Genomic DNA, 24843 nt, shown 5'->3' on the forward strand with positions numbered 1-24843 from the left:
GGGAGAACGGTGCCGGGCCGTCGCCGTTCGGCTCGGGCCCGGCGTCGTCTCAGGCGGGGACTCTCGTGCAGACGGTGTTGTTGAGTTTGAACTGGGCCGGAATGGCGTTCGTCCCGGTGACGGTCGCCGTGAATCCGAAGCTCTGGCTGGAGCCGGGGCCGATGAAGGAGTTACTGCCGACGTCGCGGGCGGTCACCTGGGTGCCGGTCTGGGTCACCGCGGCGTTCCAGGCGGTCGTGATCTGCTGGTTTCCCGACCAGGCCCACGTCAGGGTCCAGTCGTCGACGGGGGTCGTGCCGGTGTTCCTGACGGCCACGTTGCCGTTGAAGGCCCCGTTCCAGGCCCCGGTGGCCGCGTAGGTGACCTCGCAGGAGGTGCCCATCTTGAGCCCGCCGCGCAGGAAGTTCGCGAAGTTGGCCCAGGTGGGGTTCAGCGTGCCGGTGCCGACGGTCTCGCCGCAGTCGGTGGTGGTGCGGACGGTCTGCAGGCCGTACTGGGCGGGGTCCATGATCTGGACCATCATGTGGTCCGCGGCGGGTACCGAGACGAACGTGGCGTCGCCGCACTGGGCCTTGATCCTGTTGTAGAGCAGGACGCTCTGCCCGTGCGGCACCAGGAAGTCGGCCTGGCCGTGCAGGAACAGCAGCGGTGGGTCGTTGGCGTCGACGTAGGTCATCGGATTGGCCTGGGCCACCGTGGCCGGGCAGGTCTGGATCGGGCAGCCGACCAGGAGGGACTCCGGGGAGGCGGGGGAGTTGTGGTCGAGCCCGCCGGTCGGCAGGTTCTGCGCGTTCATCTGCAGGAAGTCGGTCGGGCTGTAGAAGGCGAGCCCCACCTGCACGGCGCTGGAGACGCCGGTCGTGCCGACGGTGCCCTCCATCGCCGCCACGCCGCCGGACAGGGTGGCCATCTCCGTCAGCCAGCCCCCCGAGGAGTCGCCCATGATCGCGAAGCGATTGGGGTCGAGGTTGTAGGTGGCGGCGTTCGCGCGCAGCCAGCGGATGGCCGCCTTGATGTCGTGCACCTGCGCCGGGAAGATCGCCTGGGCGCTGGACCGGACGCTGACGCCGGCCACGGCGAAGCCCAGGGGGTTGAAGATGCTCGCGATGGCGTCCGCGCCGGCCTTGCCGTCGTCGCTCGTCCACGCCGAGCCGGTGTGCCAGATGATCAACGGCCGGGGCGTGATGCCGGTGGACGGCAGGTGGAGGTCCAGCAGATGCCCCCTGCTGCCGGCCGGTTGTGCGGGCGCGTAAGCGATGTCAGTGATCACCTGCATGGCGTGAGCCGGTGGCGCGACGGCCGGTGACAGGCCGATGGCGGCCAGCACGGTCATCGCAATGCCGACAATCATGGCCCTGCGGATTTGAGCTTGCATGGTGCGACTCCGGTCGGGTCGGATGATCGCCGCTTCCCCGGTGACCGTCCGTGTCTTCTCCCGTGCCGGGGCGGTCGCGATCGGCACGTCGGCCGTAGCGCCTGCGAGAACAACGTCCTGCTCGAGTGGTGCGACTTACATCGATATGGGCGGGGCGACGATATGACACGTAAGCGACGATGGTCAAAGTTTTCGGCATGTCTTTTTCGCCGAACCGAAAAAGAGACATAAATCGTACTTTATGGATCATGTGGTACGAAGGCGCTACAGATCATCCATGGCGTGCACAGGCGGTCGGATACGCGCCTGCGAGGCCTTTCGCGGCCGCCGTGTCTGGAATTGGACGACGGCCGGGATCCCCGGGAACGGGTGATCCGGGAGGCGATACCGGCTTTACCGACGGCGAATACCCGTGAGGCGCGTACCCGGCGACAATGCCGCTGGAAGTTTCGGCTCATTTCCATGACTGATTCGGACATGACAATATTCCTGGCGCCCGGTGAGTGATAATGTCCACCTTTATGATCTTCACAGTCACAGGAGGACGAATGCGAAAGGTACGCGCTGTTCTCGTCTCGGCCGTCGTGATCCTCGGAGCGTCGCTGACGATCGGCGCCACCCCGGCGCACGCCGAGAGCCTGGCCGGAGTCTTCAGGGACCACTCGGAATGCGAGCGGATCGGAACCCACGGCATCGCCCAGGGCTGGTGGGACGGCTATTCGTGCAAGTGGGAGGGCCGGTACCGCTACTACTTCCTCTACGCGTGACCCGTGACTTCCTCTACGCGTGACCCGTGACCCTCTACGCGTGGACCTCTACCCGTGACCCTCTGCGCGTGGCCCTGTGAAACTACGCGTGGCCCTGTGAAATGCGCGCCCCCGGCTCCGGCTTCCGTCCCGGCGGACCGTGGACGCGCCGCGTCGGAGGGTTCGCGGGAGGACCGGCGGTGATGGTGGCGTCCGGCCAATGTGTCCGGCCGATGTGCGGGATCGTGCCGGGGCCACCACGACGCCGGCGGAGTCCGGGCGGGAGGATCGGCGGTCTGGCCTGGGACGGATCCGACGCTCAGGGATCGTTTCCCGGAACGGGGCGGATCGTTTCCCGCTCGTTCGGCGGCGTGTGGTGCGGGCGGTAGGCGACGGCCGCGACGATCGCGCTCGACAGGGCGACCACCGAGGCCGCCGTGAACGCCGCCGCTCCGCCGGTGTCCGGCTCGCTCAGATGGCCCGCGACGGCGGTCCCCAGGCCGTAGCCCGTCCACATGAAGGTGTTCAACCAGGCGAAGACCTCGGTTCGGTGGCGGGTGGGAGCGTGTTCGGCGAGCAGGGTGGGATGGAGCGCGTCACGGGGTCCTGTCGCCAGTCCGGCCATGGTGATCAGCGCGGCCAGCGCGAGGAGATTCGGGGCCTGGGTGGCGGTCGCCATGACGGCGCCGTCCGCCACCGAGGTCACGACGAGCAATCGTCTGGCGGAGACGGGCCGGTCGCGGGCTCCGAAGCCGAGCGCGCCGGCGAGTGCGCCGGCGGACAGCAGGCCCATCAGCACTCCGGCCGATGACGGTGCGCCGGATGCCGTGGCCGCCGCCACGGTGGCGATGCGCAGGCAGCCGAAGGTGAAGGTGCCGAATGCCGCCAGCACCAGCAGGGTCAGGGTCGGGTGATGGGCCAGCGGCCCGGCCAGTCTTGTCAGCCCGGACCCGGTTGCCGCCGGCGTGTTCGAGGGTCTGGCCTGCCGGACGGATGGCGCGAGGAGTGTCAACGCGCCGCCGGCGAGCAGGGCGGCACCCGCCGTGACGGTCACGCCGTACGCCGGCATGGCCAGCATCAGGACGGGGACGAGGAGGGGGCCGAGGATGAACGTCACCTCGTTGACGGCGTTGTCCACGGCGTAGGCGGTCTTCAGCGAGCCGGGCGGGACGAGCCGGGGCCAGTTGGCCCTGATGACGGCCGAGACGGGCGGTGTGGTCGCGCCGAGCAGGACCGCCGCGCCGATCATCGCGGCGGGCCCGGCCCGCTGAACGGCGAGGAGCAGCCCGTAGGCGACGGCATGGGCTCCGAGGTAGGCCGTGAGGGTGCGGCGCGGGCCGTGACGATCGGCAAGGCGGCCGCCGAGGGGGGCGCACCCGGCCAGGGAGAGGGCGTGTCCGGTGAGGACGAGCCCGGCCGTCGCGTACGTGCCGGTCTGGCCGGCGGCGGCCAGCAGCAGCGCGAGACCGAGCATCGGAGTGCTGAGTCTGGCGATCACCTCCACGGCGAGCAGGAAGGGGACCCCCGGATGGGAGAGGAAGCGGCGATAGGACGTGACCACGACACCTCCGTTACCATCGAATCTTGTTTAGCCCATAACGCATCACGAGAAGGTGTTACTGGTCAAGTGGAAATAGCCTGTAACGTCACCCGCCAGGTGCCTTTGATCACCGAACTGGTCAATCTGGCGACCTCTCGGCGGCGGGGCGGCGTCGCCACATCGTGCCCTCGCGGCGATGACCTGGTGGCCGCGTTCGCCGCCACCGCCGGAGACCGTGCCGCGACCGCACTTCGGGGCGATTCCGGCGCAGGGGAACGTCTCGCCGAGCTGGCCGGGGAACTGAGGGAGGCGCTGCTGGCGGAGCGGGCGGCGGACCAGGCCGCGCTCATCAACGCCATGATCCGCAGGTACGGAGCGCAACCGTACCTGGTGGAGGACGCCGGCCAGCCCTTCCACCTGCACTTCCACGGGCAGGGCGGCACCTACGTGGAGGCGATGGGCGGTGAGTTCGCCACCGCCCTGGCGCTGATCGTGGACGGCTACGGGGCCGGCCGCTTCGGACAGTGCTCGGCCGATCGGTGCGACGCCGTCTACGTCGACCTCACGCGCAACGGATCGCGCCGATACTGCGGCCCGGCCTGCACCGCCCGAGCCAAGAGCGCCGCGTACCGCGGCCGGCTGCGACGCTGAGAGATCCACCCCTTGCCCGGCGGATCAGGCCCGGGCCTGCTCCCGGCTCACGCGGGCGATCACGTCCAGCAGGGCGGTCACGGCCGGGAGGCGGAAAGGCGGCGCCAGGGAGGCCGCGTACAACCGGCGGGAAGGGAGCGAGGGAGCGGTCGGCCTCCTCACCACCCCCGGGTGTACGGCGCCCCGCACCAGCGTGGGCACGAGCATGACGCCGGATCCGCCCGCGACCAGGGCCTGCCTGCCGTTCCAGTCCTCGCAGAAGAACCCGATCCGAGGGGGTCGGCCCAGGGCTTCGGCGAGCTGCGGGAGCGGGCCGAGACAGTCGGGGTAACCGCCTTCGATCCACACCTCGTCACGCAGATCGGGCAGTGGCACCCGGCGAAGCCGGGCCAGCCGATGGCCGGCGGGCAAGGCGACCTGGAACTCCTCATCCAGCAACGGCAGCAGGTCGACCCCGGTGAGATCGGCGGGATCGAGGGGCTCGGCCGACGAGTCGTGCTTGGCCGCCGTCGGATCCGCGTACAGACTCCAGGTGGTGACCAAGGTGAGGTCGAGCCGGGCCTCTCTGATCGCGGCCACCGGCCCCGCGGCGTCCTCCCGCATCAGGCTCAGCCGCACTCCGGGGTGGGATCGGCTGAAACGCCTGATGACCTCCGGCATCAACCAGGTGTTCGCGCTGGAGAACGCCGACAGGCGCAGATGCCCGGTCTCGGCGCCGGCGAAGGCGTTCACCCGCATCTCCAGAGCCCGCAGGCGCGCCAGGACGTCCCGCGCCTGCCTGACGACCATCTCACCGGCCGCCGTCACCTTGACGCCGCGCGCGGTGCGCCGGAAGAGGGACACGCCGAGCCTGCGCTCCAGACCGCCGATCTGCCGTGACACGGCCGGCTGGGTCATCGACAGGGCTTCGGCCGCCGCCGAGAAGGACCCGCGCTCCTCCACCTCGACCATCACCCGCAACGTCCAGGGATCGAGCATGTGCGAGCCACTCCCTCCGATCGGCCTGCCATGCGGGCCACGCATGTCCCCCATAAGGCATCCGCAGTGGTGTGCATATCACTCTCACGTGATCCTGGGAACCTCGGCACTTCCCGGCACCGGACTGTGAAGGCATTTCCCGGCACCGGACTGCGAGGGCACAGCATGCGCACAAGCGCCGGCGAACGCCGGGAGTGGCCCGGCGCGGGCAAGTCGATCGTCGTCGTCGGCGGGCACGGAGCGGCCGGCGGCGCGACCGCGCGACGACTCGGCCCGTGGTTTCCCGGCCGGACCGTGGCGGCCGGGCGCGATCCGACGTCTCCCGCCGGGTCTCCCGCTGGGCCGGGGCGGCGACCACGGCGCCCCGAACGGCCAACACGAACGAAAAGGAGATCCATGTCCCTCCCGAACGCCGCACAGGCGAATTCATGGAACGGGCCCGAAGGAACCCACTGGGCCGCGAGCACTGACCGCACCACGGGCCGCAACGCCGCCTTGCACCGGCTGTTGTTCGAGGCCGCGGCGATAGAGGAAACGGACAAGGTCCTGGACATCGGGTGCGGCGCGGGCGAGACGACCGTCCTGGCCGCTCGTCAGGCGTCCTGCGGATATGCCGTGGGTCTCGACCTTTCCCGGCCGATGCTGGAAAGGGCCCGCGCGGACCAGGCCCGAACCGGGCTGACCAACCTCCGGTTCGAGGAAGGGGACGCCCAGGTCCATCCCTTGGGCGACGGCGAGTTCGACGTGGCCGTCAGCCAGTTCGGAATCATGTTCTTCGCCGACCCCGTGGCCGCCTTCGCCAATATCGGCCGCGCCCTGAAACCCGCGGGCCGTCTCGTCTTCGTGTGCCCCCGGAACATGACCCGGTGCGAGTGGTACACCATCCCGATCTCCGCTCTGACCGGGCCTCCCGAGCCCTCCCCGAACGCGTGCGAACCCGGGATGTTCTCGCTCGCCGACCGGGGGAGAATCGAGAACGTGCTCCACGGGGCCGGATTCCGGACGGTCACGGCGGCCTCCGCCGGCGTTTCCCTGTTCTTCGGCCAGGACGCCGAGAGCGCCGCCGGCTTCTTTCTCGGCACCGGCCCTGTTCGTGCGATCCTCGACGACGCGGTCATGACGGCCGACGCCGCCCGGACCGTTCTGGAGGATGCGCTGCGGCCTTACGCGGGTCCTGAAGGCGTCCGCCTGGGCGGAGAGCTCTGGGTGGTCACCGCCCGGCGGTGACCGTCCGAGGTCGCGCCGGAGGCCGCTCAGGACCGAGCGGCAGGCCCGACCGCCGCACCTGGACGGCCGGTCTCGCTCGGCTACCGGCCGGCGCCCGAGCACGCGTTCCCGGCCGCGCCCGACGACTGCCTGGCGGCCTGACCGCGAGCTGCTGGACTCCGGTGTCAGCCCGCAGCGGTTGGTGGTCGCGGGCGACTCGGCCGGTACCGCTCGTCAAGCCGTCATGGCCGCCTTTTCGCCCGCTGTACGGCCCGCCTCCTGGCGCGAGACGGCCATCCGATGCACCGTTTACCTCGGCCGCCACGGGTAGGCGGGGGGCCACACACATCGCGACGAGGAGAGCCCGCACATGACGAGCGAAGGACTGTGGAGCTATCGCGAGGGCGTTTACGGTCCCGACGAGACGATGAGCGTCATCGGCTTCGACGTGGAGGCCGTCGACGGCAAGGTCGGTCTGGTGGAGGAGGAGAGCAACGTGACCGACGACAGCTACGTCGTGGCCGACGTCGGCTCCTGGCTCTCCGGCAGGAAGGTCGTGCTCCCGGCCAGCACGGTGACCCGGATCGACCGCGAGGAGCGCAAGATCTACATCTCGCGGACCAAGCAGGAGATCCAGGACGCGCCGGAGTACGACGCGGCGACATACCGGCAGAGCGTCTACCGCCAGGAGCTGGGCGGTTACTACGGCACCTTCTCCGCCGCCCTCTGACCGGTACGCGAGACGGCACCACCGCACAGCACGCGGCGACGAGACGGCACAGCGCCGGGGAGAGCCCGCCCGCCACCGGGCCCTCCCGCCAGGCGGTCGCGTCGCCGGCCGGCGACGGGGACACGGTTCGCGGACCACGAGGACTCTCGGGGCGGGAACCGGAACGGGTCTCCCGCCCGCGGGATCGTCCATCGGGTCCGGCGCGTGTCTCCCGGGACGGTCAACACGATCGACGTGGCGAAGAAGGTCCGCGAGCAGAGAGGCGTGGCGCGAGATGCCGACGATAGGCCTGGTGGGAACGCTGGACACCAAGGGATGGGAGTACGCCTGGCTCCATGACCGGCTGCTCGCCCTCGACTGTGACGTCGTCCTGGTCGACGCGGGCATCGGTGAGGCGCGGGTGCCCGCCGACGTCGGCAACGACCGGGTCGCGCTGGCGGCCGGGGCCGACGTCGCGACGCTGCGCGCGACCGGTGACCGGGGAGCGGCCGTCACGGCGATGGGCGAGGGCGCCGCCGCCGTCCTCGCCGAGCTGTACGCCCAGGGCCGCCTCGACGGCGTGCTCGCGGTGGGCGGCAGCGGCGGGTCCTCGATCGCGGCGCGGGCCGTCAGGGACCTGCCGATCGGGCTGCCCAAGCTCATCGTCTCGACCATGGCCTCCGGCGACGTGTCCCCCTACGTGGGCACCAAGGACGTCACGCTGATGTACAGCGTCGTCGACCTCGCCGGGATCAACCGCGTCTCCGCGCGCATCCTCGGCAACGCCGCGGCGGCCATGGCCGGCATGGTGAGCATCCCGTCCCCGGTCGTCGCGGACGGCCGCCCGCTCGTGGCCGCGTCGATGTTCGGCGCGACCACGCCGGCGGTCGACGCCGCCAGGCAGCGGCTGGACGAACTCGGCTACGAGGTGCTGGTCTTCCACGCCACCGGATCCGGCGGGCGGGCCCTGGAGTCGCTGGTCCAAAGCGGCCTGATCTCGGGCGTGCTCGATCTCACCACCACCGAACTCGCCGACGACCTGGTCGGCGGGGTCCTGTCGGCCGGCCCCGACCGGCTGACCGCGGCCGGAGCGCGCGGCGTGCCCCAGGTGGTCGCCCCCGGCGCCCTGGACATGGTCAACTTCGGTCCCCGCGACACCGTTCCCGGGCCCTTCGGCGACCGCCTGCTGTACGTCCACAACCCGGCCGTGACCCTGATGCGGACCACGGCCGAGGAAATGGGCGAGCTCGGCCGCCGGATGGCCGCCAAGCTGAGCTCGGCCACCGGCCCGACCGCGCTGTTCGTCCCGCGCCTCGGCGTCTCCGCCCTCGACGCCGAGGGGGCGCCCTTCCACGATCCCAAGGCCGACGAGTCCTGCTTCGACGCCCTGGACGAAGGGCTGCGCGGCTCGGCCGTCGAGGTCGAGGAGCTGGACCTGCACGTCAACGACCCAGCCTTCGGCCGCGCCATGGCCGACCGGCTGCACCTGATGATCACCGCGAGGGACGCGGCGTGAACCGGGGGGACGTCCTCGCCAGGCTGCGCCGTACCGTCGCCGGGGACCGGCCGGTCATCGGCGCGGGCGCCGGCACCGGGCTGTCCGCCAAGTGCGCCGAGGAGGGCGGCGTCGACCTGATCATCATCTACAACTCCGGCCGCTACCGGATGGCGGGCCGGGGCTCGCTCGCCGGGCTGCTGCCGTACGGCGACGCCAACCAGATCGTCGTGGAGATGGCGGCCGAGGTGCTTCCCGTCGTCAGGGACACCCCGGTGCTCGCCGGGGTGTGCGGCACCGACCCGTTCCGGCTGATGCCCAGGTTCCTCGACCAGCTCGCGGCCATGGGCTTCGCCGGGGTGCAGAACTTCCCGACCGTCGGCCTGTACGACGGGGTCTTCCGGCAGAACCTGGAGGAGACCGGGATGGGCTACGACCTGGAGGTCGAGATGATCAGGCTGGCGCGCGAGCGCGACCTGGTCACCGCCCCCTACGTCTTCGACCCCGCCCAGGCCCGGGCCATGGCCGAGGCGGGCGCCGACGTCCTCGTCCCGCACGTCGGGCTCACCACCAAGGGCAGCATCGGCGCGGGCACCGCGCTGTCGCTGGACGAGGCGGTCGAGCGGGTCCAGGCGATGCGCGACGCCGCGGTGGCCGTCCGCCCCGACATCCTCGTGCTCTGCCACGGCGGTCCCATCGCCGAACCGGAGGACGCGGCCCACGTGCTGAGTCGTACGGAGGGCGTGGTGGGCTTCTTCGGCGCGTCGTCGGTGGAGCGCCTGCCGACGGAGCGCGCCATCACCGAGCAGGTGCGTGCCTTCAAGTCGCTGACGTTCTAGCCACGGAAGCCCTCCGCAGGGCCGACGACCTGCGGCACGCCCGGCATGAGGGCGTAATGAGCTCTCTCCACGAGGATGAAAGGCGGCGTGGCCGCGGCCGTCGCCGGCGGCTGCTTCGCGGCCTGGTGGCCGGGCGCGCCGACGACGGAGCAGCGCGAGAACGCCTCACCTCGTGGCGGCGGTCCCACGAAAAATCCTTCGGCACAGTGTCGAATCCGGGGCGAGCCGTTCGTAGAACAGGTGAGAGGCGGCCGAAGGAGATCGCCGGCACAAGGGAGTGATGGGATGACGCGGTACTTGATCTCGTTCAATGACGGCGCGATGGACCACATCCCCGGCGAGGACTGGCCCGACGTGGGAAAGGCCTCGCACGCGGTGGTCCAGGAGGCCGTGGACGCCGGCGTGTGGGTGTTCGGCGCCGGATTGGAAAGGCAGAGGGCGAGTGTCGTGGCCACGGACGGGCTGGTCACCGACGGCCCTTACCCGGAGACCAAGGAGATCATCGGCGGGTTCTCGATCGTCGACGTGGCCTCACGCGAAGAGGCGCTGGCGTGGGCCGCCAAGATCGCCGTTGCCTGCCGCTGTGCGCAAGAGGTCCGGGAACTCATGCCCGACCCCGAAACGGACGCGATGCTCCGCCGGGCCGGCCGGCGATGACGGCATCCCGGCGACGTCTGGTCGAGGAAGGCCCGCCACGTTGGAGCACGGCCTGCGCGGCGGCGGTCGACGACGCGGGTCCGCGGATCGACCCGGACCGGGAACGCGGGGCGGTGACCCGGGGGTGGGGCGTGGGACGAAGACCGCAGGATCCCGCGCCGCCGCATGTCCGCGGTGGAGCGCGGCGACCTGACCGGGATCGTCGCGTTCCGCGAGCCGGCCCTGTTCCCGTCGTCGAATCTTTCCCCCGGACCGATGAGGTTTCGCGGTGGATGCCGTCTCAATACCGCACGAGGCAATCGGCCGGCAGAGGAGACAGCAGTGAACGACATCGAACCGCAGACCGCGAACGGCAAGGTGCTCTGGCACTTCACCATGTCCCTGGACGGGTTCGTGGCCGGGCCCAACCACGAGATGGACTGGATGATGACCGGCATCTCGCCCCGGCCGGGCCTGATCGAGGAGTACGTCGAGACCACCGGCGCGGTCCTGGGCGGCCGGCGCGGCTGGGACCACTTCCCCGATCCCCGGGGCGTCTACGGCGGCGCCTGGACCGGACCCGTCTTTGTGCTCACCCACCATCCGGAGGACGCCAAGCCCGCCGACGGCGTCACGTTCCTGAACTGTGACGTGGCCGAGGCGGTGCGGATCGCACTGGCCGCGGCCGGCGGCGGGAACGTCGAGGTGCTCTCGCCGACGATCGGTGGCCAGCTTCTCGAACGCGGGCTGCTCGACGAGATCGACCTGCACATCGCGCCCGTGCTGCTCGGCGACGGCATCCGGCTGCTGGACCTCCCCGGTGGCCGGCCGCACTACCTCCACCGGGTCGGCGCCGGCGACCCCACGGCCGAGCTGAGTGTGCGGTACCGGCCGGTCAAACCGTAACCGCGAGCGTCACCGCGTTCGGTGTTCGCGCCGTACGTGTCCGGTCCGGTCCGTGACCACTACGGCGACGATGGGGAGGAACCATCGGCGCACGCCTTCCTCACCGTCCGCCGCCGCTGCCGGGCGGCGACACCGGGTCGGCGGCGGCGTGAGAGGGCAGCCTGGCCGCCGCCGGGACGCCGAGCGCGGCGACGGCGGCCAGAAGCAGCAGCGTGGGCCCCATCGCGCCGCCGAAGGCCGCGGCCGTCCACCGCGGCTCCCCGCCACCGGCTTGTCCGGTGGCCAGGCCGGGCGCGATGAGCGTGATCGACGTGGTGGCCAGGGCGATGCCCAGCGCCGGGCCGATGTTCATGACGGTCTGCTTCAGCCCGCCGGACACCCCCGCGTCGTCGGCGGATGCCTGCTGCACGACGACGGCCGTCGCCGTGACCATCACCGTGCCGAAGCCGGCGCCCAGCATGAGGAACGCCCCCGTCATCACCGGTGAGGCCGCCGACCGGTCCGCGCCGGCCAACAGCAGCATTCCCGAGCCGACCAGGGCAACCGCCGCCAGGGCCGTCCGGCGGGGACCCTGCCGGCGCAGGAGCACGGCGGCGACCGGCGCGCCGACCACCATCATCACCGCCGGCGGCAGCAGGCGCAGCCCGGTCTGCAGCGGGTCGAGCGCCAGGACCTCCTGCAGGAAGTAGCTGCCGACGAACAGCGCCCCGAACATCGCCGCGGCGGTCGTCACCAGGACGGCCAGCGCTGCGGTCAGCGTCCCCGACGCGAGCACGTGGCGGGGTATCAGCGGGTGGGCGGCGATCCGCTGGTGCCGGACGAACGCGCCGCCCGCCGCGACGGCTGCGGTCAGGCTGAGCGCGGTGCTCGCGGTCCATCCCGTGTGAGGTGCCTCCACCAGGGTGTGGACCAGGAACGCCAGGGCCGCGGCCAGCAGGCAGGCGCCGGTCAGGCCGAGCCGGCCGGTCCCGGTGCCGGGGTCCACACCGGTGTCGCGCGGTACCGGCACGCGGACGGCCAGAGCCGCCACGCCGATCGCGAGCGCGGGGGCGACGTTCAGGAGAAACACCGAACGCCAGCCGAAGTGGGCGGTCAGCGCGCCGCCGAGGAGCGGGCCTGCGGCGGCCGCCAGGCCGATGGCGCTGTTGCGTACCGCGATGGCCATCGGGAGCCGGTCGGGCGGGAAAGCGGAGCGGAGCATCCCGAGGGTGGCCGGCTGCAGCAGCGCGCCGAAAAGTCCCTGGGCGACGCGCAGGCCGATGACCCAGCCGATGCCGGGCGCCAGCGCGATCGCCGCCGAGGTGGCGGCGAAGCCCAGGGTCCCGGCGGCGAAGACCTCCCGGTGACCGTAGCGGTCGGCGAGCCTGCCCGCGAGGACGAGCAGGGCGGCCACGGCGATGAGGTAGCCGGTGCTGGTCCACTGGACCTGCGCGAACGAGGCGTGCAGGTCCCGCTGCACGGCGGGCTGGGCGATGGTGAGCACGGTTCCGTCGAGGGCGACGATGACCGCCCCCGTGACGCTGCCGGCCAGCGTGAGGTGGCGGTGGCGTCCCGGCCTCACCGCGGTTCCGGCCCGAGGTGCGCCTCCAGCGTGGCCCGCAGCAGCGATTCGAGCTCGGTCGATCCGGTGGTCAGTTGCAGGCTGCCCCAGGCCCACAGCTGGGCGATGCCGTGCGCGTTCGCCCACAGCGCGCCCGCGGCGATCCGCGGGTCCACGCCCGGCCGCAGACCTGCCCGGGTCAGCAGATCCACCACGACGTGGAACAGCGGCAGGCTGGCTTCCCGCAGGCCCAGACGGTTGCTCTCGAGCAGGTCGTGGCGGAACATCAGCTCGTACATGCCGCGGTTGGCCAGCGCGAAGTCGAGATACGCCCGGCCCAGCGCCGTCAACTGCGCGCGTGGGTCCGCCCGGCCGTCGCCCAGCGCCCGGCCGACCTCGGCGCCCAGGGCCGCGAAGCCCTCCCGCGCGATGGCGGAGAGCAGTTCCAGGTGGGTGGGGAAATAGCGGCGCGGTGCGCCGTGCGAGACTCCGGCCCGACGGGCGATCTCACGCAGTGACAGCGCCCGCGTCCCCTCGCGGGTCACCAGATCCACGCCGGCCTCTATCAGGCGGGCACGCAGCCCGGCGTCCTCCTCGCGCATAGACACTGTCTACCAAAGTGGAGTAGACAGCGTCTACCCACTCGGAGATCGACGTGGTGCCCCACGCCCGCTTCCCGGGGCACCACGTCTCTCACCGGCTCGATCGCGCGGCGGGTGGCCTGCGGTTCGGTCTCCGGCTCGGCGATGCGTCGCCCGGCCGCGACCGGTCCGGCCTTCTCGCTGCCGGCCGAGCGGGCTCCAGGCCGCGGTCGATGCGGTACGGCACTGCAGGCGGCGGGTGCGCTAGTCGTTGTCCTGCTCGACGGCCTCCCACAGGAAGGCGCTGCTGCCGGTGATCTGGCTGCTGCGGGAGTCGAACGTCGCCGAGCCGTTCACCGCGTCGTCGTCCTCGGCCGCCGTCACGGTGAGAGGCTGAGGGACGTCCCAGTTGTCCGGGGTGAAGGTCAGCGGCGGTCCGGCGGACAGGTCCGTGTCGCCGGAGACCCGCGCGGTGCCCACGACGACGTTGCCCGGGGGCCGCTGGCTGAGCCGTACCTGGACGCTCGCCGTGCCGCCCTCGGGCACCGTGAGGTCGGAGGGGGAGATGAGGATCCGCAGCCGCGGGGGTGAGGGCGAGGGGCTGGGTGAAGGGGTGGGACTCGGCACCAGCTTGACCGTGCACGGCACACCGTTGAGGGCGAAGTCCGTCGGCGGAGGGTTGCCGCCGGTCCAGGTTCCGTTGAAGCCGATGCCGAAGGTCCTTCCGGAGCCGATCGATCCGCCCCAGGCGGGGTTTCTGGCGGTGACCCGCTGGCCGCTCTGGCTCCACTGCGCGCTGAAGCCACCGGTGATCCGCTGGGTGCTCGGGAACGTGAAGGTCAGCGCCCAGCCCGAGAGCGGCTCTCCGGTGTTGGTGATGTCGATGAAGGCGGTGAAGCCGCCCGACGAGGAGCCCCAGGTGTGCGAGGTGTAGGTCACAGCGCAACCGATCGCCGCGTCGGCCGAGGTTGCCGTGCCGCCTATGACGGCCCCGGCCGCGAGCAGCGCGGTGGCCGCGGCCGACGTCAGAACCCTGTTCCGCGAAAAGTCCTTACCGAGTCTCACGAATGACCAACCTCCCGTTGAGGCACCCCGTTGGCCGCCGCCCGTCCGCGCCGGCGGTTCCAGGTTCGGACGGTCCTCGGAGGATGTACAGATACCGTCATCGCCCCTACGGTCATCGCCTCCCCGGAACCCGGGTGATGCCTGGGAAAGGGCCTTCGAGACCTCGGGAAACGCCGCCCTCGCACCCACTGTCCAGGTGGGGACGGCCGGCGGAACCGGATGAAAGATTCACGCGGCACCGGCGGCCTGACCGGCGAGCCGCCGGTGACCCGTACGGCGGCCGGCGGGCCGTCCCCGCGTTCCCCGACCCCGGTACTCCCCGCGGCGCCCTCCTTCGGGCGATGAGATGCATGGCGAAAATACGGCAGAAACGGGTCACGCCCGCCTCAACGGAATGCTCAAGCCGCCTCACACGATGGGGTTCAACGTGGTGGATCCTCACTCGACCGCGGGAGCGGTCTCGGCAATCTGTTTGACGTGCCGGTTCCGGACTCGGATCAACCTGCGCATGTAGCGGCGGAGGGCCAGGATTTCAGCGATGGTCCCCAGAGGACCAAGAGGTGCGGCGAAATCGATGACGTCGCTCATCACCGTGGCGCCATGACCGTCGGACTGGAAACGGTGAGCGTGGTGCCAGTGCTCGAACGGGCCCGACACCTGTTGGTCAACGAAGTACCCCGGCCGGTCGTAAGCGCTGATCGTGGAAGTCATCCGCCAGCGGATGCCGAAGTGTCGTGCCTGCCAGGTGACGCTCTCACCGAGTCTCAGGCCGCCGGCGGTCACTCCGCCGACCGCCTTTTCGGACGAGCCCGCCATCGAGGCGGTATGGACGCCCACGTCCAGCGAGATGTCGAAGACCCGCTCCGGCGGTGCGACGACATGCGTGACGACCTCGAAGCGCGGCATGCGCCAAGTCTAAGAGCGTGTTTGAGAAGTGGTGATACCAGCCGATAACCGTCAAACACCTGACCGCACGAAGTCCCACCGTGTGATGGATCGACCGACTACGCATCCAAGGAGTCAACGTTCATGGACGTAAAGGCGGGGCGCCTCGCCGCCGTCGACTGGATCAACCGGCATGCCCGGCGCGACGACGGGTATCTCGGCGCGTACTTCACCGGCTCTACAGCCGGCATGGACCCGGACGCCGCGTTGCCCACAGGATCCGACATCGACGTCGCAGTCGTGACGTCGAGTGGTCTGCCGCAGCCGAAGATCGGAAAGGTGGCGCACCGGGACGTCCTGCTCGACATCACACACTTCCCAGCGAAGGTGTTCGCCTCGGCTGAGGACGTGCTGTCGCACTATCATCTCGCCCACGGCCTTCGCACCGATAACTTCATCGAGGACACGACCGGCGAGCTGCGCGCCTTGCAGAAACGGGTCGCCAGGCACTTCGCCGAGCGCAACTGGGTGATCAGACGGTGCGCGGACGCCCGGGAGAAATCCGAAGCCGGGTGGCGCGGGATCACGGCCGATGCGCCCTGGCACGATCAGGTCACCACCTGGCTGTTCGCTACCGGAGTGATGACACACGTGCTACTCGTGGCGGCGCTACGCAATCCCACAGTGCGACTTCGCTATGTCGCTGTCCGCAGCGTCCTGGCGGACTACGGACATGCAGAGATGTACGACGCTCTCCTCGACTCGGTGGGTTGTACGAGCCTGTCGGCGGACCGCACGGCTCACCACCATCGGGCGTTGGCGACCGTCTTCGATCAGGCAGCCGCTCTGGGCCGCACGCCCTTCTTCTTCAGCTCGGAAATCACACCCCTGGCCCGCCCGATAGCCATCGACAGCACCCAGCAACTCATCGAGCGCGGAGATCACCGCGAGGTGGTGTTCTGGATCGCGGCAACATTCGCGCGATGTCACAAGATCCTCGCGACGGATGCGCCCGAAGCGCTGCGCCGACTCGCTCCGGCCTTCGACGAGTTTCTCGCCGACCTCGGCATCGAGTCGACGTCCGATCTGACTGCCCGCGCAGCCACCTCTGCGGCCTTCATCCCGACCGTCTGGGAAACGGCGGAAGCAATCATGTCCGCCAATCCGGACATCGTCGGAAACGTGCGGTCCGCGAGCCGTTAGAGCGATTGGAGAGAGCACGGTGACCGGAACGGACCTTCGCCTTCGCCTTCGACGAGCCCGGACCATTGGGCATCCGCCCCACCGCCGGATCGGGGTGGGCCGGGCAGGGCCGGCCGGACCGGCTGCCGGCCACCTACCACCGCGCCCACGGAATCACCTGCTTCCACGGCTGCTACTCGGTCGGCGATGACCTGCTCTGGGGCGTCAACCGGCGCCGCAAGGGCATCGACCACACCTGGACCGCGTTGCAGTCCATCCGCCCCGACGTCCTGGCCTCCCAACGCCGTGAACGCGCCCGCGTCCGCAGCGGGAAACGCGTCCGCTGGGGAGGCCGACCACTGTCGGCTGCCGCCTGACCGCCCAAACCGGCAAACGTCTCCGGTCACAGCACTGGACCCGCGACCGCCCCTCTACCCCGTGCCGGAAGCGCTGCCGCCACTCAACCGGTACAACGTTCCTGTCGAGGAGAACCAGTTCCGGTCGATGAATCGGCCGGTGATCCGTCCCACCATGCACAGGATCCGCTCGAAGACATCGCGAGTGCGCATTCCGTCATCGAATTCCAGTCCGCGCGAATAGGGGATGAATTATCCATGCGGGCGGCCGCCGGGCGTGAGATCGCCGGGTCAGAGGTTGTAGCCACCGGAGACTTCGATGTCCTGCGCGGTCATCCAGCGGCATTCCTCGGTCAGCAGTGTCGCGATCACCATGCCGATGTCGTCGGGCTCACCGAGCCGTCCGAGGGCGGTCCTGGCCGCGAGCGCGGGGATCACCTCGGGGTGGCGTTCGAACGCGTCGCCGCCGATGCGGGTGCGGGTGGAACCGGGGGAGACGGAGTTGACGCGGATACCGCGCTCGCTGAACTCCTTGGCCAGATAGCGGGTCAGCACGACCAGGCCACCCTTCATGGTGCCGTAGGCGGAGTAGCCGGGCTCCAGGCCGGAGAACAGGGCCGCGTTGCTCGTGGTGTTGACGATCGCGCCGCCGTCGGCCAGCAACGGCAGCAGGGTCTGGGTCAGGAAGTACGGGCCTTTGAGCAGCACCCGCATGAGCGTGTCGAACATCTCCTCGGTCGTGTCCTCGAACATCGCCATCTGGCCGAAGCCGGCGTTGTTGACCAGGAAGTCGAACGTGTCGCGCCGCCAGGTGTCGCGCAGCGCCCCGGCGACGGACTCGCGGAAGGCCGGGAACGTCTCCGAGCGGCCGACGGCCAGCGGCAGCGCGACGGCCGTGCCGCCGTCCTTCTCGATCGTCGCCACCGTGTCCAGCGCTCCGGGCTCGTTGCCGTGATAGGTCAGGATCACTCCCGTTCCGCGCCTGGCGATCTGGACGGCGGCGCTCTGCCCGATACCGGAGCTGGCACCGGTGACGATGGCTACCTGCATGATTGGACTCTCCTGCTCGTTCGTGGAGGGGCACCGGCTCTGCGGTGCCGGCTTTCGTGTGTTGAGGCCGCCGGATTCGGGGCCCGTGGTGTGTTGAGGTCGTGGGGTTCGGGGCCTGTGGTGTGTTCAGGCCGCCGGGTCCAGGACCCGGGCGAGCCAGTCGCCGCGCGTCCGGCGCGCCGTGGCCGAGACGCGCGCCTGCGGGTAGAGCGCGTCGAATCCGTGGAAGCCTCCCGCCCAGACGTGGAGTTCCGCCTGACCGCCCGCCGCCCAGATCCTGGTGGCGTAGTCGACGGCCTCGTCGCGGAAGACCTCGGCCGTGCCGGCGTCGATGTAGGTGGTCGGCAGGCCCGAGAGGTCGTGGGCCACCGCGGGGGAGACGTAGCCGGGCACGTCCTGACCGGCGAGGTCACCGAGGACCGATCGCCATCCGAACTCGTTCATCTCGCGGGTCCAGACGCCTTCCCCGCCGGAGAACTGCCGGCTGGAGGTGGTGATGTTGCGGTGGTCGAGCATGGGGCAGATCAGCACCTGGGCGGCGATCGCCGGGATGCCGCGGTCGCGTGCCATCAGGGTGACTCCGGCGGCGAGGCCGCCTCCGGCGCTGGCGCCCGCGACGACGATGCGGGTGGGATCGACGCCCAGCTCGTCGGCGTGCTCGGCGACCCAGAGCAGACCCTGGTAGCAGTCCTCGACGAGCGTCGTGCCGCCGGCCTCCGGCGCCAGCCGGTAGTCCACGGAGATCACGACGGCGCCGAGCCGGTCGAGCCAGTCGAGGGGGATGTCGATCTGCGAGAAGCGGTCTCCCATGACCATCCCGCCGCCGTGGATCCAGTAGACGCACGGTGCCGCCGTGGCGCGATCGGTACCGGCGGGGCCGAGGATCGACAGCGGGAGCCGCGTGCCGTCCGGGGCGGGGATGGTGAGCTCCCTGCGGTCGACGGCACGGCCGTCGAGGAGGGAGTCGATCGGCGTCGACGGGAACCGGCGCAGCTGGGCGAGCACCTCGGGATCGAGCCCGGACATGAGCGGCATCTCCGCGAGGAGGGCGCGCAGCTCGGGGTCGAGGTCGGGACGTGCCGGTGTCATGGTGGGGTTCCTTTCGCTGAGGTTCGCTGAGGTTCGCTGAGGTTCGCTGAGGTTCGCTGAGGCCGGTGGGGGTCGGCAGGGTTTTTCAGAAGGCGGCCTTGCCGCCGACCGGCACCTCGTCGGTGTACCGGGACTCGCCGGCGAGCAGCGGCTGGAGCTTCGCCACCAGCGCCTGCGCCTCCTCGGTCGCGAAGAACCTGCCGTGGGCCTCCTCGCTGGTCCAGCCCTCGGTGACGGAGACGATGTCCGGGTCGCCGGCCGAGCGGCTGACCAGGAAGACGACGCAGTCCTCGTTCGACAGGGACGGCGCGTCGAGCAGGAACGCGACCAGCTCGTCACCCTTGCCGGGCTGCGCGGTCATGGTGGCGTGGAAACCGTGGTCGACGGCCATGGGGGTATCTCCTCATTCGTGGAGCAGTCTTGCACTCCTGGGATTTCGATAAGCCCATGTAAACATCGCCACCAGCGGAAACGTTAGAACGATGCTCCCGCTCTCTTGCCTGATCCTACCGATGTTGGAATTATCAGGCTTGTGCTTCAATCGGGTCATGGACCTTGACGAGCTGCGGGCCCTGCTCGCCCGCCATGCCCGGCCCGACATGACCACCGACATCGACGGCGTCCTGGTCTCGAAGGTCGAGCAGCCGGATCCGCCGTCGCCGTCGATGTCGGGCACGGTGCTGGCGCTCATCGCGCAGGGCGCGAAACGGATCGCGCTGGGCGACCGCGTGTACGAGTACCGTGCCGGGCAGTATCTCGTCGCCTCGGTCGACATGCCGATCACCGGTCACTTCACCGAGGCGAGTCCCGAGCGGCCGGCGATGGGCTTCGGCCTGATCCTGCACCCGGCCACCGTCGCCGAGCTGTTGCTGCAGGCGGCCCCCGGGGACCTCCCGCCCGGTGGCGGCACGCCGTCCGGCATGGCCGTCAGCGACGCGCCCGGCGAGCTCGTCGACGCGGTGGTCCGGCTGCTGCGCCTGCTCGACCGGCCACGCGACGTCGCGGTGCTCGCACCGCTGATCAAGCGGGAGATCCTCTGGCGTCTCGTCACCGGCGAGCAGGGCGCCGTCGTACGCCAGCTCGGCCTCGCCGACAGCAACCTCACCCACGTGGCGCGGGCGGTCCGGTGGATCCGTGACCACTACACGCAGTCCTTCCGGGTGGAGGAGGTGGCGCAGCTGTCCGGCATGAGCGTCTCCGCGTTCTACCGCAACTTCCAGGCGGTCACCGCGATGAGCCCCATCCAGTTCCAGAAGCAGATCCGGCTGCAGGAGGCCCGGCTGCTGCTCGCCACCCATCCCTACGACGTCACCGGGGTCGGCTACCGCGTCGGCTACGACAGCCCGTCCCAGTTCAGCCGCGAGTACCGCCGCCAGTTCGGCGCGCCGCCGAGCGAGGACGCGGCCCGCCTGCGTGGACCGTTTGCGCGGACCGGCACCGCGCTCTGATCGGCGTCCTGTCCTGGTGACTGTCTCCAGCCGCCCGCAGAAGGGCGACGGAGGAGAGTGGGCGCCCCGCCACCGCCGCGGCAAGAACCAGATCTACTGCCCCAATTCGGATAATCGGCCAGGAATTATCCGAAAGCATGGGACGCGACCTTGGCGTGGCGCCCCCGTACAGGCGGACACAACGGAACGAGCGGTCCCGCCCGCCGATCGGACCTCATGATTTCCGGCGCGATGCGGTTTCGAGGATGACGAGGCGCTGGGTGCCCAAAATGTCACAGGCGACGTAGTCGGGGAAGGAACGGTCCCGGAAGGGGTAACCGGAAACGCGGCGGCCCTCATTCGAATTCGCGCACCTCGAGGTTCCAGGAAAGCCGGAACCTCGTCACGGCCCTCCAGGCGATGCGCGCGTCCATGACGAACGCATGCCGCGCCGAGGCCAGCGCGTCGAAACTGCCCGGCCAGTCCACGTTGTTCGTGCATCGGGTTATGCGGGAGCCGTCCAGGGATTCGTCGAACACCTCGCGCAGGGTGGCGCAGAAATACGCGTAGGCGGTGAAGTCCAGGCGCAGCCGGCCCACGTCCGGTGACTCGTCCGTGCCGCCCTCCGCCAGGATGTCCAGGATTTCCATCGGTGACTTCGCCGCGCTGTCTCCGTAGCCGACGTCGTAGAGGGTTTGGTGGAAACCCTCTACCCTGCCCAGGGTCGCACCGCCCAGGGCATGGGCGATGGCACGGGCCTTGCGGGCGAGCTCATCCTGGACGAGCGCGGCGCACAAACTCGCCAGTGTCGACGGAGCCCGGGTGACCTCCTGCATGCCGTCGCCCCCGGCGAGTAGCAGGTAACGGTCTGCCTCGATCCCCTCCTGGATGTGTTCTTCGTCGGTGTCCCGCGCCATGACCAGGGACTGGTCGATGCGCACCAGCTGGCGTGCCGACCGGATCAGGTCGCGGGCGAGCCCGCCTGACATCGCATGGCACAGCGCCACGTACGGCTCGCTCAGTCCGATGACCCGCCTGTACAGGAGCCTGCGGCTTTCCACATAACTGAGCAGGCCGACGCGTACGATCTCGTCGAAGGAGCTGTCGAACGCGTCCCTCAGCGGGATCCCCCTGCGCTCGAAGGCCATGAGGGCGTCATCGGAGACCGAGATCATGAAGTAGACGTGCGGCACGCCGAAAATACCCTTGATCTCGTTGAGGAAGCGCTCGGCCTGGTCGGCGGAGCCGATCTTGTCGAGTTCGTCCACGCCGATGAACACGTTGTCACCGCGGGCGTGGACGAACTCGGCGACGCGGCGGGTGAAGGAGCGAAAATGTTCCACCAGCTCCGGATAGCTGAGCGGCTGCTCATCGTGGGTGACGCTCGCGGACACCTGGCCGTCGACCCCTACGGACAGCTTGAGCCCGCCTGACCAGCCCAGGTTTCGTGACTGCAGGAACCGCACCTTGAGCAGGTGGCGCTTGGCCGCCGCCACGATGCTCGGCGCCGGGCCGTTCGCCACCACCTTCCGCCAGCGGCGGATGCTGCCGGTCAGCCAGTTCGAGAACCGCAGCAGCCCGAACGCGCCGGCAAGAACAGCGACAGCGGTGATCCCCTCCCGCGGCACGCCCAGGAACGCCGAGACCGAGCCCGCCCACGTGAGCAACGCGAAGATCACGATGCCGTACAGGGCGACGCGCCTGGACAGCTCGACCAGTATCCGCCAGACCCTGCGCGCCCAGAAGATTCGACGGAAGAAAACGTACTCCGCACCATGTCGGGAGGACAATCGGGCGATAACGCTGCGGCAGAACGTGGCGAAGAGGTGGAGCACGAAGTCTCGCGCGGCGTAGTCGACGGGCGCGGAGACCATGCAGCGGAGATCTCCCGCGGAGTCGTCGGGCGGGCGGGTCTCCCGGAACCGGCTCCAGTCGAAGCCTCCGCTTCCGGCGTCCGGGCGGGGAGGCCGCGGGGCCGGGCCGCAGTACTGCCGGACGATGGTCGACTTACCCGACCCCCGGGGGCCGGCGATGCCGAGGCTGATGCCAGAGACACCGCCGAGAAGCGCTATGACCTCGTGCACGGTACGCGTGGGCACGTTGTACGTGCTGTCGTGGACATCGCTCAGGCCAGGGCTGCTGGTCACCAGGAAGGCGTGGTCGAACCGGTCGGTGCGCATCGTGTTGATGAGCGTGCGGACCTGGGCGAGCAACTCGACCCCGCTGACGGCGACGATCAGACGGTCGCGGGCGCGTACGAGGTCGGCGTTCATCTCGGAAAAGAGATTCTCTTGGAAGAACCTCCCCTCGGAACGGCGGCTGAGCAGGCTGATCAGCCACATCATCGTGGCCACCAGCAGTGCTGACCCACCCGCCCAGAACAGGATCCATGACCAGTCCCACAGCCACCGGGTCGCGAGGCCACAGACGATCATCGCGGCGCCCGCTGCCGCGATGCCCCGGCCCAGCCAGGTCAGCTCGCCGAATTCGTCGACGCGATGCCGGAGGTCCGTTCCGTCACGGCCGACGTCCTGCCGGTGGACCAGTTCGGCCTGGTACGCGGCGAACTCCCGCGGCGCCAGACTCAAGATCCGCCGCGCGTCGGCCAACAGCATCACCCGCAGCGTGCTTCCCCGCAGACCGAAATCCTCCATGGCGTCTTTTATCTCCGCCCGGGAGAGCACGTGATCCAGCGCCGTCATGTACATGTTGAACAACACGAAGTCTTCGTGCAGGGGATTGCGGTCAACGGCCATGAGTCCTCGCCGAAAGCGTCGGCGAAAGGTCCCGCCGGTCGCGCGTGGCGGGAATGCCGTTGCCGGGTGGGAAGCGCGATGCCGGCCAATCGTAATGGCCTCGGACGATCGTGGACAGTGACCGTCTCGGTGACATGGCCGCCCCTGGCCGGGGCGGAAGCAGATGCGCCGCGACCTCGGCCACCGCGAGCCGTTCGCGGACCACGGGCACGACCCGTGCGGCGTGTTCACGACGAAGATGCCCTGTAAATCTCGATCCACAGGGCTTGACGATCGCCTGTTCCGATGCGGGCCCCGCTGAACCAGCTCGTATCCAGGTGCGTAGCTGGGGGTGTCAGAGGCGTGAACGTCCGTCAGGAGGCCCCGTTGGCCGGTCCCACCGATCGCAGCCGAGCGCACACCGCCGCGCACAGCCCGTCGTACCTCTCGCTCATGCGGGCCGCGCCGGAGCAGCCGGAGCAGGGGGAGGAACTGGTCGACTTCTGCATCCCCTGCAACCCGTACTTCCCCACGCCCGAGGTCTTCGGCGTCCTGGAGCGCAACCTCGGCACGATCCTGAAGTTCTACCCCAGCGACGCCGGCACGATCACCGCCGAGCTCTGCGGGGTGCTGGGCCTCAACCCGCAGACCGTCGTGATGGGCAACGGGTCGACGGAACTGATCACCTGGATCGACCATCTGCTGGTCAGGGAGAGCCTGGCCGTGCCCATCCCCACGTTCGGCCGCTGGACCGACCAGCCGATGGAGACCGGCAAGCGGGTGGACATGTATCCGCTGCCGGAGAACCAGGGGTTCGCGCTGGACGTGGACGCCTTCGTCAACTTCGTCCGGCACCGCGGCTCCCGGGTCGCGGTCATCTGCAACCCGAACAACCCCGACGGGGGCTACCTGCGGCGCCACGAGGTCATCGCCCTGCTCGACAGGCTCGTCGACCTCGACCTGGTCGTGGTGGACGAGTCGTTCATCGACTTCGTCGACGCCGAGCCGTACCCGAGCGTCGCGAACGAGGCCGCCATCCGGCCCAACGTGGTCGTGCTGAAGAGCCTGGGCAAGAACTTCGGGCTGCACGGCATCCGCTTCGGGTACATGGTGGCCAACCCCGCATTGGCGGGCAGGGTGCGGCGCGCCCTGCCCAGGTGGAACCTGAACTCCTTCGCCGAGACCGTGGTCTTCATGATCCGCCAGCACATGTCCGAGTATCTGGACAGCCTCCGGCTGCTCGCCCTGGACCGCGAGTCGATGCGCTACCAGCTGACCCGGGTCCCCGGCCTCACCGTCTTCCCCTCCCAGGGCAACTTCCTGCTGGTACGGCTCCCCGGGGGCAGGGACGGTGCCGCCCTGCGCGACCAGCTGCTCGACGAGCACAACCTCTTCGTCCGCGAGTGCGGCGACAAACTCGGCATGACCAGCCAGTTCATGCGCCTGGCGGTCCGGCCGGAGCGGGACGTGCGGCGCCTGATCAGCGGGCTGTACGCCGTCCTCTACGAGAGCGGGAACAGGTCGCCGAGCTCGGTGCCGCCACCCCTGCCGGCACCGACCCCGACGCCTCTGTACGACCCGCTGCCCGCGTCCCTCTCGACGCACCTGCAGACGCAGACGCTCCTGCAGACGCAGACGCCCCTGTACGAGGGTGACCGCCGCTTCGACATGCTGTCGGCCGTGCCGCCCTCCGGCTGAGACGCCCGAGCCCGGCCGCCGGGGCCCTCGCCGAGGACTGGGGAGCCGACGAAGCCGGCCGAGGGGCTTCTCCGCGCGGACCTGGAAGAACGGTCCGAGACGCGTTGACCGCGTACCCTTCTCGTTGTGGTGGACCGCATACTCTTCTTGTCGT

23 protein-coding genes and 1 pseudogene are annotated in these 24843 nt (G+C 70.0%); 12 read left to right on the forward strand and 12 right to left on the reverse strand.

From position 1 onward, the window contains the following. Positions 1-49: 49 nt before the first annotated feature. Complete coding sequence (locus AB0G15_RS13740; protein WP_362838642.1) at positions 50-1351, reverse strand: cellulose binding domain-containing protein; 1302 nt, start codon at positions 1349-1351, stop codon at positions 50-52. A 572-nt stretch (positions 1352-1923) separates the two neighbouring features. Between AB0G15_RS13740 and AB0G15_RS13745 the strand changes: the two genes are divergently transcribed. Continuing rightward, on the forward strand, positions 1924-2142 hold the full coding sequence (locus AB0G15_RS13745) for a hypothetical protein (protein WP_362838645.1): 219 nt from the start codon (positions 1924-1926) through the stop codon (positions 2140-2142). Positions 2143-2440: 298 nt separating this feature from the next. On the opposite strand, the gene AB0G15_RS13750 is transcribed toward AB0G15_RS13745, so the two are convergent. Then, positions 2441-3682, reverse strand: coding sequence for an MFS transporter (locus AB0G15_RS13750; protein WP_362838648.1), 1242 nt, complete (start codon positions 3680-3682; stop codon positions 2441-2443). 96 nt (positions 3683-3778) lie between these two features. Here AB0G15_RS13750 and AB0G15_RS13755 point away from each other — a divergent pair, with 96 nt between their 5' ends. Next, positions 3779-4312, forward strand: coding sequence for a CGNR zinc finger domain-containing protein (locus AB0G15_RS13755; RefSeq protein ID WP_362838651.1), 534 nt, complete (start codon positions 3779-3781; stop codon positions 4310-4312). 24 nt (positions 4313-4336) lie between these two features. Here AB0G15_RS13755 and AB0G15_RS13760 read toward each other — a convergent pair whose 3' ends face one another. Then, positions 4337-5290 (reverse strand): LysR family transcriptional regulator, encoded by a 954-nt coding sequence (locus tag AB0G15_RS13760; RefSeq protein ID WP_362838654.1) that lies wholly within the window; start codon positions 5288-5290, stop codon positions 4337-4339. Positions 5291-5686: 396 nt separating this feature from the next. Between AB0G15_RS13760 and AB0G15_RS13765 the strand changes: the two genes are divergently transcribed. From AB0G15_RS13765 to AB0G15_RS13780, 4 genes are all read left to right on the forward strand, one after another. Further along, positions 5687-6517 (forward strand): class I SAM-dependent methyltransferase, encoded by an 831-nt coding sequence (locus AB0G15_RS13765; protein ID WP_362838657.1) that lies wholly within the window; start codon positions 5687-5689, stop codon positions 6515-6517. Positions 6518-6866: 349 nt separating this feature from the next. Beyond that, positions 6867-7226 carry a PRC-barrel domain containing protein gene (locus tag AB0G15_RS13770; RefSeq protein WP_362838660.1) on the forward strand — a complete coding sequence of 120 codons (360 nt, stop codon included), beginning with the start codon at positions 6867-6869 and terminating at the stop codon, positions 7224-7226. A gap of 274 nt (positions 7227-7500) precedes the next feature. Then, positions 7501-8721, forward strand: coding sequence for a Tm-1-like ATP-binding domain-containing protein (locus tag AB0G15_RS13775; RefSeq protein ID WP_362838663.1), 1221 nt, complete (start codon positions 7501-7503; stop codon positions 8719-8721). Continuing rightward, a complete protein-coding gene (locus AB0G15_RS13780; RefSeq protein ID WP_362838666.1) occupies positions 8718-9539 on the forward strand; it encodes a phosphoenolpyruvate hydrolase family protein in 822 nt (273 codons plus the stop codon). Before AB0G15_RS13775 ends, AB0G15_RS13780 begins: the two co-directional genes overlap by 4 nt. On the opposite strand, the gene AB0G15_RS13785 is transcribed toward AB0G15_RS13780, so the two are convergent. Then, on the reverse strand, positions 9536-9727 hold the full coding sequence (locus tag AB0G15_RS13785; RefSeq protein WP_362838669.1) for a hypothetical protein: 192 nt from the start codon (positions 9725-9727) through the stop codon (positions 9536-9538). The genes AB0G15_RS13780 and AB0G15_RS13785 overlap by 4 nt on opposite strands. 97 nt (positions 9728-9824) lie before the next feature. Here AB0G15_RS13785 and AB0G15_RS13790 point away from each other — a divergent pair, with 97 nt between their 5' ends. Together AB0G15_RS13790 and AB0G15_RS13795 are read left to right on the forward strand one after the other, a co-directional pair. Further along, positions 9825-10196 (forward strand): YciI family protein, encoded by a 372-nt coding sequence (locus AB0G15_RS13790; RefSeq protein WP_362838672.1) that lies wholly within the window; start codon positions 9825-9827, stop codon positions 10194-10196. Between the two features lie 321 nt (positions 10197-10517). After that, positions 10518-11081: a dihydrofolate reductase family protein gene (locus AB0G15_RS13795; RefSeq protein ID WP_362838675.1), complete on the forward strand. Its 564-nt coding sequence runs from the start codon at positions 10518-10520 to the stop codon at positions 11079-11081. Positions 11082-11181: 100 nt separating this feature from the next. On the opposite strand, the gene AB0G15_RS13800 is transcribed toward AB0G15_RS13795, so the two are convergent. The 4 genes from AB0G15_RS13800 to AB0G15_RS13815 all read right to left on the reverse strand — a co-directional run bounded on the left by AB0G15_RS13800 (position 11182) and on the right by AB0G15_RS13815 (position 15173). Next, positions 11182-12642, reverse strand: coding sequence for an MFS transporter (locus AB0G15_RS13800; RefSeq protein ID WP_362838678.1), 1461 nt, complete (start codon positions 12640-12642; stop codon positions 11182-11184). Next, positions 12639-13223: a TetR/AcrR family transcriptional regulator gene (locus AB0G15_RS13805; RefSeq protein WP_362838955.1), complete on the reverse strand. Its 585-nt coding sequence runs from the start codon at positions 13221-13223 to the stop codon at positions 12639-12641. Before AB0G15_RS13805 ends, AB0G15_RS13800 begins: the two co-directional genes overlap by 4 nt. Before the next feature lie 243 nt (positions 13224-13466). Then, positions 13467-14267 carry a cellulose binding domain-containing protein gene (locus AB0G15_RS13810; protein ID WP_362838681.1) on the reverse strand — a complete coding sequence of 267 codons (801 nt, stop codon included), beginning with the start codon at positions 14265-14267 and terminating at the stop codon, positions 13467-13469. Between the two features lie 438 nt (positions 14268-14705). Next, positions 14706-15173, reverse strand: a complete 468-nt coding sequence (locus AB0G15_RS13815) for an SRPBCC family protein (RefSeq protein WP_362838684.1) — start codon at positions 15171-15173, stop codon at positions 14706-14708. 123 nt (positions 15174-15296) lie between these two features. Here AB0G15_RS13815 and AB0G15_RS13820 point away from each other — a divergent pair, with 123 nt between their 5' ends. After that, entirely contained in the window at positions 15297-16355 is a 1059-nt protein-coding gene (locus tag AB0G15_RS13820) for a hypothetical protein (RefSeq protein WP_362838687.1), read from the forward strand. 41 nt (positions 16356-16396) lie between these two features. Then, positions 16397-16711 (forward strand): annotated as a pseudogene (locus AB0G15_RS13825) (IS630 family transposase); the annotation flags it as partial. Between the two features lie 270 nt (positions 16712-16981). Here the strand turns inward: AB0G15_RS13825 and AB0G15_RS13830 are convergent. The 3 genes from AB0G15_RS13830 to AB0G15_RS13840 form a co-directional block, all read right to left on the reverse strand. Then, a complete protein-coding gene (locus AB0G15_RS13830) occupies positions 16982-17740 on the reverse strand; it encodes an SDR family oxidoreductase (RefSeq protein WP_362838690.1) in 759 nt (252 codons plus the stop codon). Positions 17741-17866: 126 nt separating this feature from the next. Continuing rightward, a complete protein-coding gene (locus AB0G15_RS13835) occupies positions 17867-18829 on the reverse strand; it encodes an alpha/beta hydrolase (RefSeq protein ID WP_362838693.1) in 963 nt (320 codons plus the stop codon). An 85-nt stretch (positions 18830-18914) separates the two neighbouring features. Next, positions 18915-19220 carry an antibiotic biosynthesis monooxygenase gene (locus tag AB0G15_RS13840; RefSeq protein WP_362694653.1) on the reverse strand — a complete coding sequence of 102 codons (306 nt, stop codon included), beginning with the start codon at positions 19218-19220 and terminating at the stop codon, positions 18915-18917. Between the two features lie 157 nt (positions 19221-19377). On the opposite strand from AB0G15_RS13840, the gene AB0G15_RS13845 reads away from it, so the two are divergent. Further along, positions 19378-20277 carry an AraC family transcriptional regulator gene (locus AB0G15_RS13845; protein ID WP_362838695.1) on the forward strand — a complete coding sequence of 300 codons (900 nt, stop codon included), beginning with the start codon at positions 19378-19380 and terminating at the stop codon, positions 20275-20277. Between the two features lie 335 nt (positions 20278-20612). Here AB0G15_RS13845 and AB0G15_RS13850 read toward each other — a convergent pair whose 3' ends face one another. After that, on the reverse strand, positions 20613-23273 hold the full coding sequence (locus AB0G15_RS13850; RefSeq protein WP_362838697.1) for a hypothetical protein: 2661 nt from the start codon (positions 23271-23273) through the stop codon (positions 20613-20615). Positions 23274-23378: 105 nt separating this feature from the next. On the opposite strand from AB0G15_RS13850, the gene AB0G15_RS13855 reads away from it, so the two are divergent. Next, entirely contained in the window at positions 23379-24689 is a 1311-nt protein-coding gene (locus tag AB0G15_RS13855; RefSeq protein WP_362838700.1) for a histidinol-phosphate transaminase, read from the forward strand. The last annotated feature ends 154 nt before the right edge of the window (positions 24690-24843 follow it).

It is taken from the genome of Streptosporangium sp. NPDC023825 (genome assembly GCF_040639575.1).
In the GTDB taxonomy this organism is placed as follows: Bacteria; Actinomycetota; Actinomycetes; order Streptosporangiales; family Streptosporangiaceae; genus Streptosporangium.

Coding starts and splice junctions, on each gene's coding strand:
- AB0G15_RS13760 (WP_362838654.1), bottom strand. CDS start 5,290: ATGCTCGATCCCTGGACGTTGCGGGTGATGGTCGAGGTGGAGGAGCGC.
- AB0G15_RS13775 (WP_362838663.1), top strand. CDS start 7,501: ATGCCGACGATAGGCCTGGTGGGAACGCTGGACACCAAGGGATGGGAG.
- AB0G15_RS13765 (WP_362838657.1), top strand. CDS start 5,687: ATGTCCCTCCCGAACGCCGCACAGGCGAATTCATGGAACGGGCCCGAA.
- AB0G15_RS13745 (WP_362838645.1), top strand. CDS start 1,924: ATGCGAAAGGTACGCGCTGTTCTCGTCTCGGCCGTCGTGATCCTCGGA.
- AB0G15_RS13840 (WP_362694653.1), bottom strand. CDS start 19,220: ATGGCCGTCGACCACGGTTTCCACGCCACCATGACCGCGCAGCCCGGC.
- AB0G15_RS13830 (WP_362838690.1), bottom strand. CDS start 17,740: ATGCAGGTAGCCATCGTCACCGGTGCCAGCTCCGGTATCGGGCAGAGC.
- AB0G15_RS13845 (WP_362838695.1), top strand. CDS start 19,378: ATGGACCTTGACGAGCTGCGGGCCCTGCTCGCCCGCCATGCCCGGCCC.
- AB0G15_RS13835 (WP_362838693.1), bottom strand. CDS start 18,829: ATGACACCGGCACGTCCCGACCTCGACCCCGAGCTGCGCGCCCTCCTC.
- AB0G15_RS13805 (WP_362838955.1), bottom strand. CDS start 13,223: ATGCGCGAGGAGGACGCCGGGCTGCGTGCCCGCCTGATAGAGGCCGGC.
- AB0G15_RS13815 (WP_362838684.1), bottom strand. CDS start 15,173: ATGCCGCGCTTCGAGGTCGTCACGCATGTCGTCGCACCGCCGGAGCGG.
- AB0G15_RS13820 (WP_362838687.1), top strand. CDS start 15,297: ATGGACGTAAAGGCGGGGCGCCTCGCCGCCGTCGACTGGATCAACCGG.
- AB0G15_RS13770 (WP_362838660.1), top strand. CDS start 6,867: ATGACGAGCGAAGGACTGTGGAGCTATCGCGAGGGCGTTTACGGTCCC.
- AB0G15_RS13740 (WP_362838642.1), bottom strand. CDS start 1,351: ATGATTGTCGGCATTGCGATGACCGTGCTGGCCGCCATCGGCCTGTCA.
- AB0G15_RS13790 (WP_362838672.1), top strand. CDS start 9,825: ATGACGCGGTACTTGATCTCGTTCAATGACGGCGCGATGGACCACATC.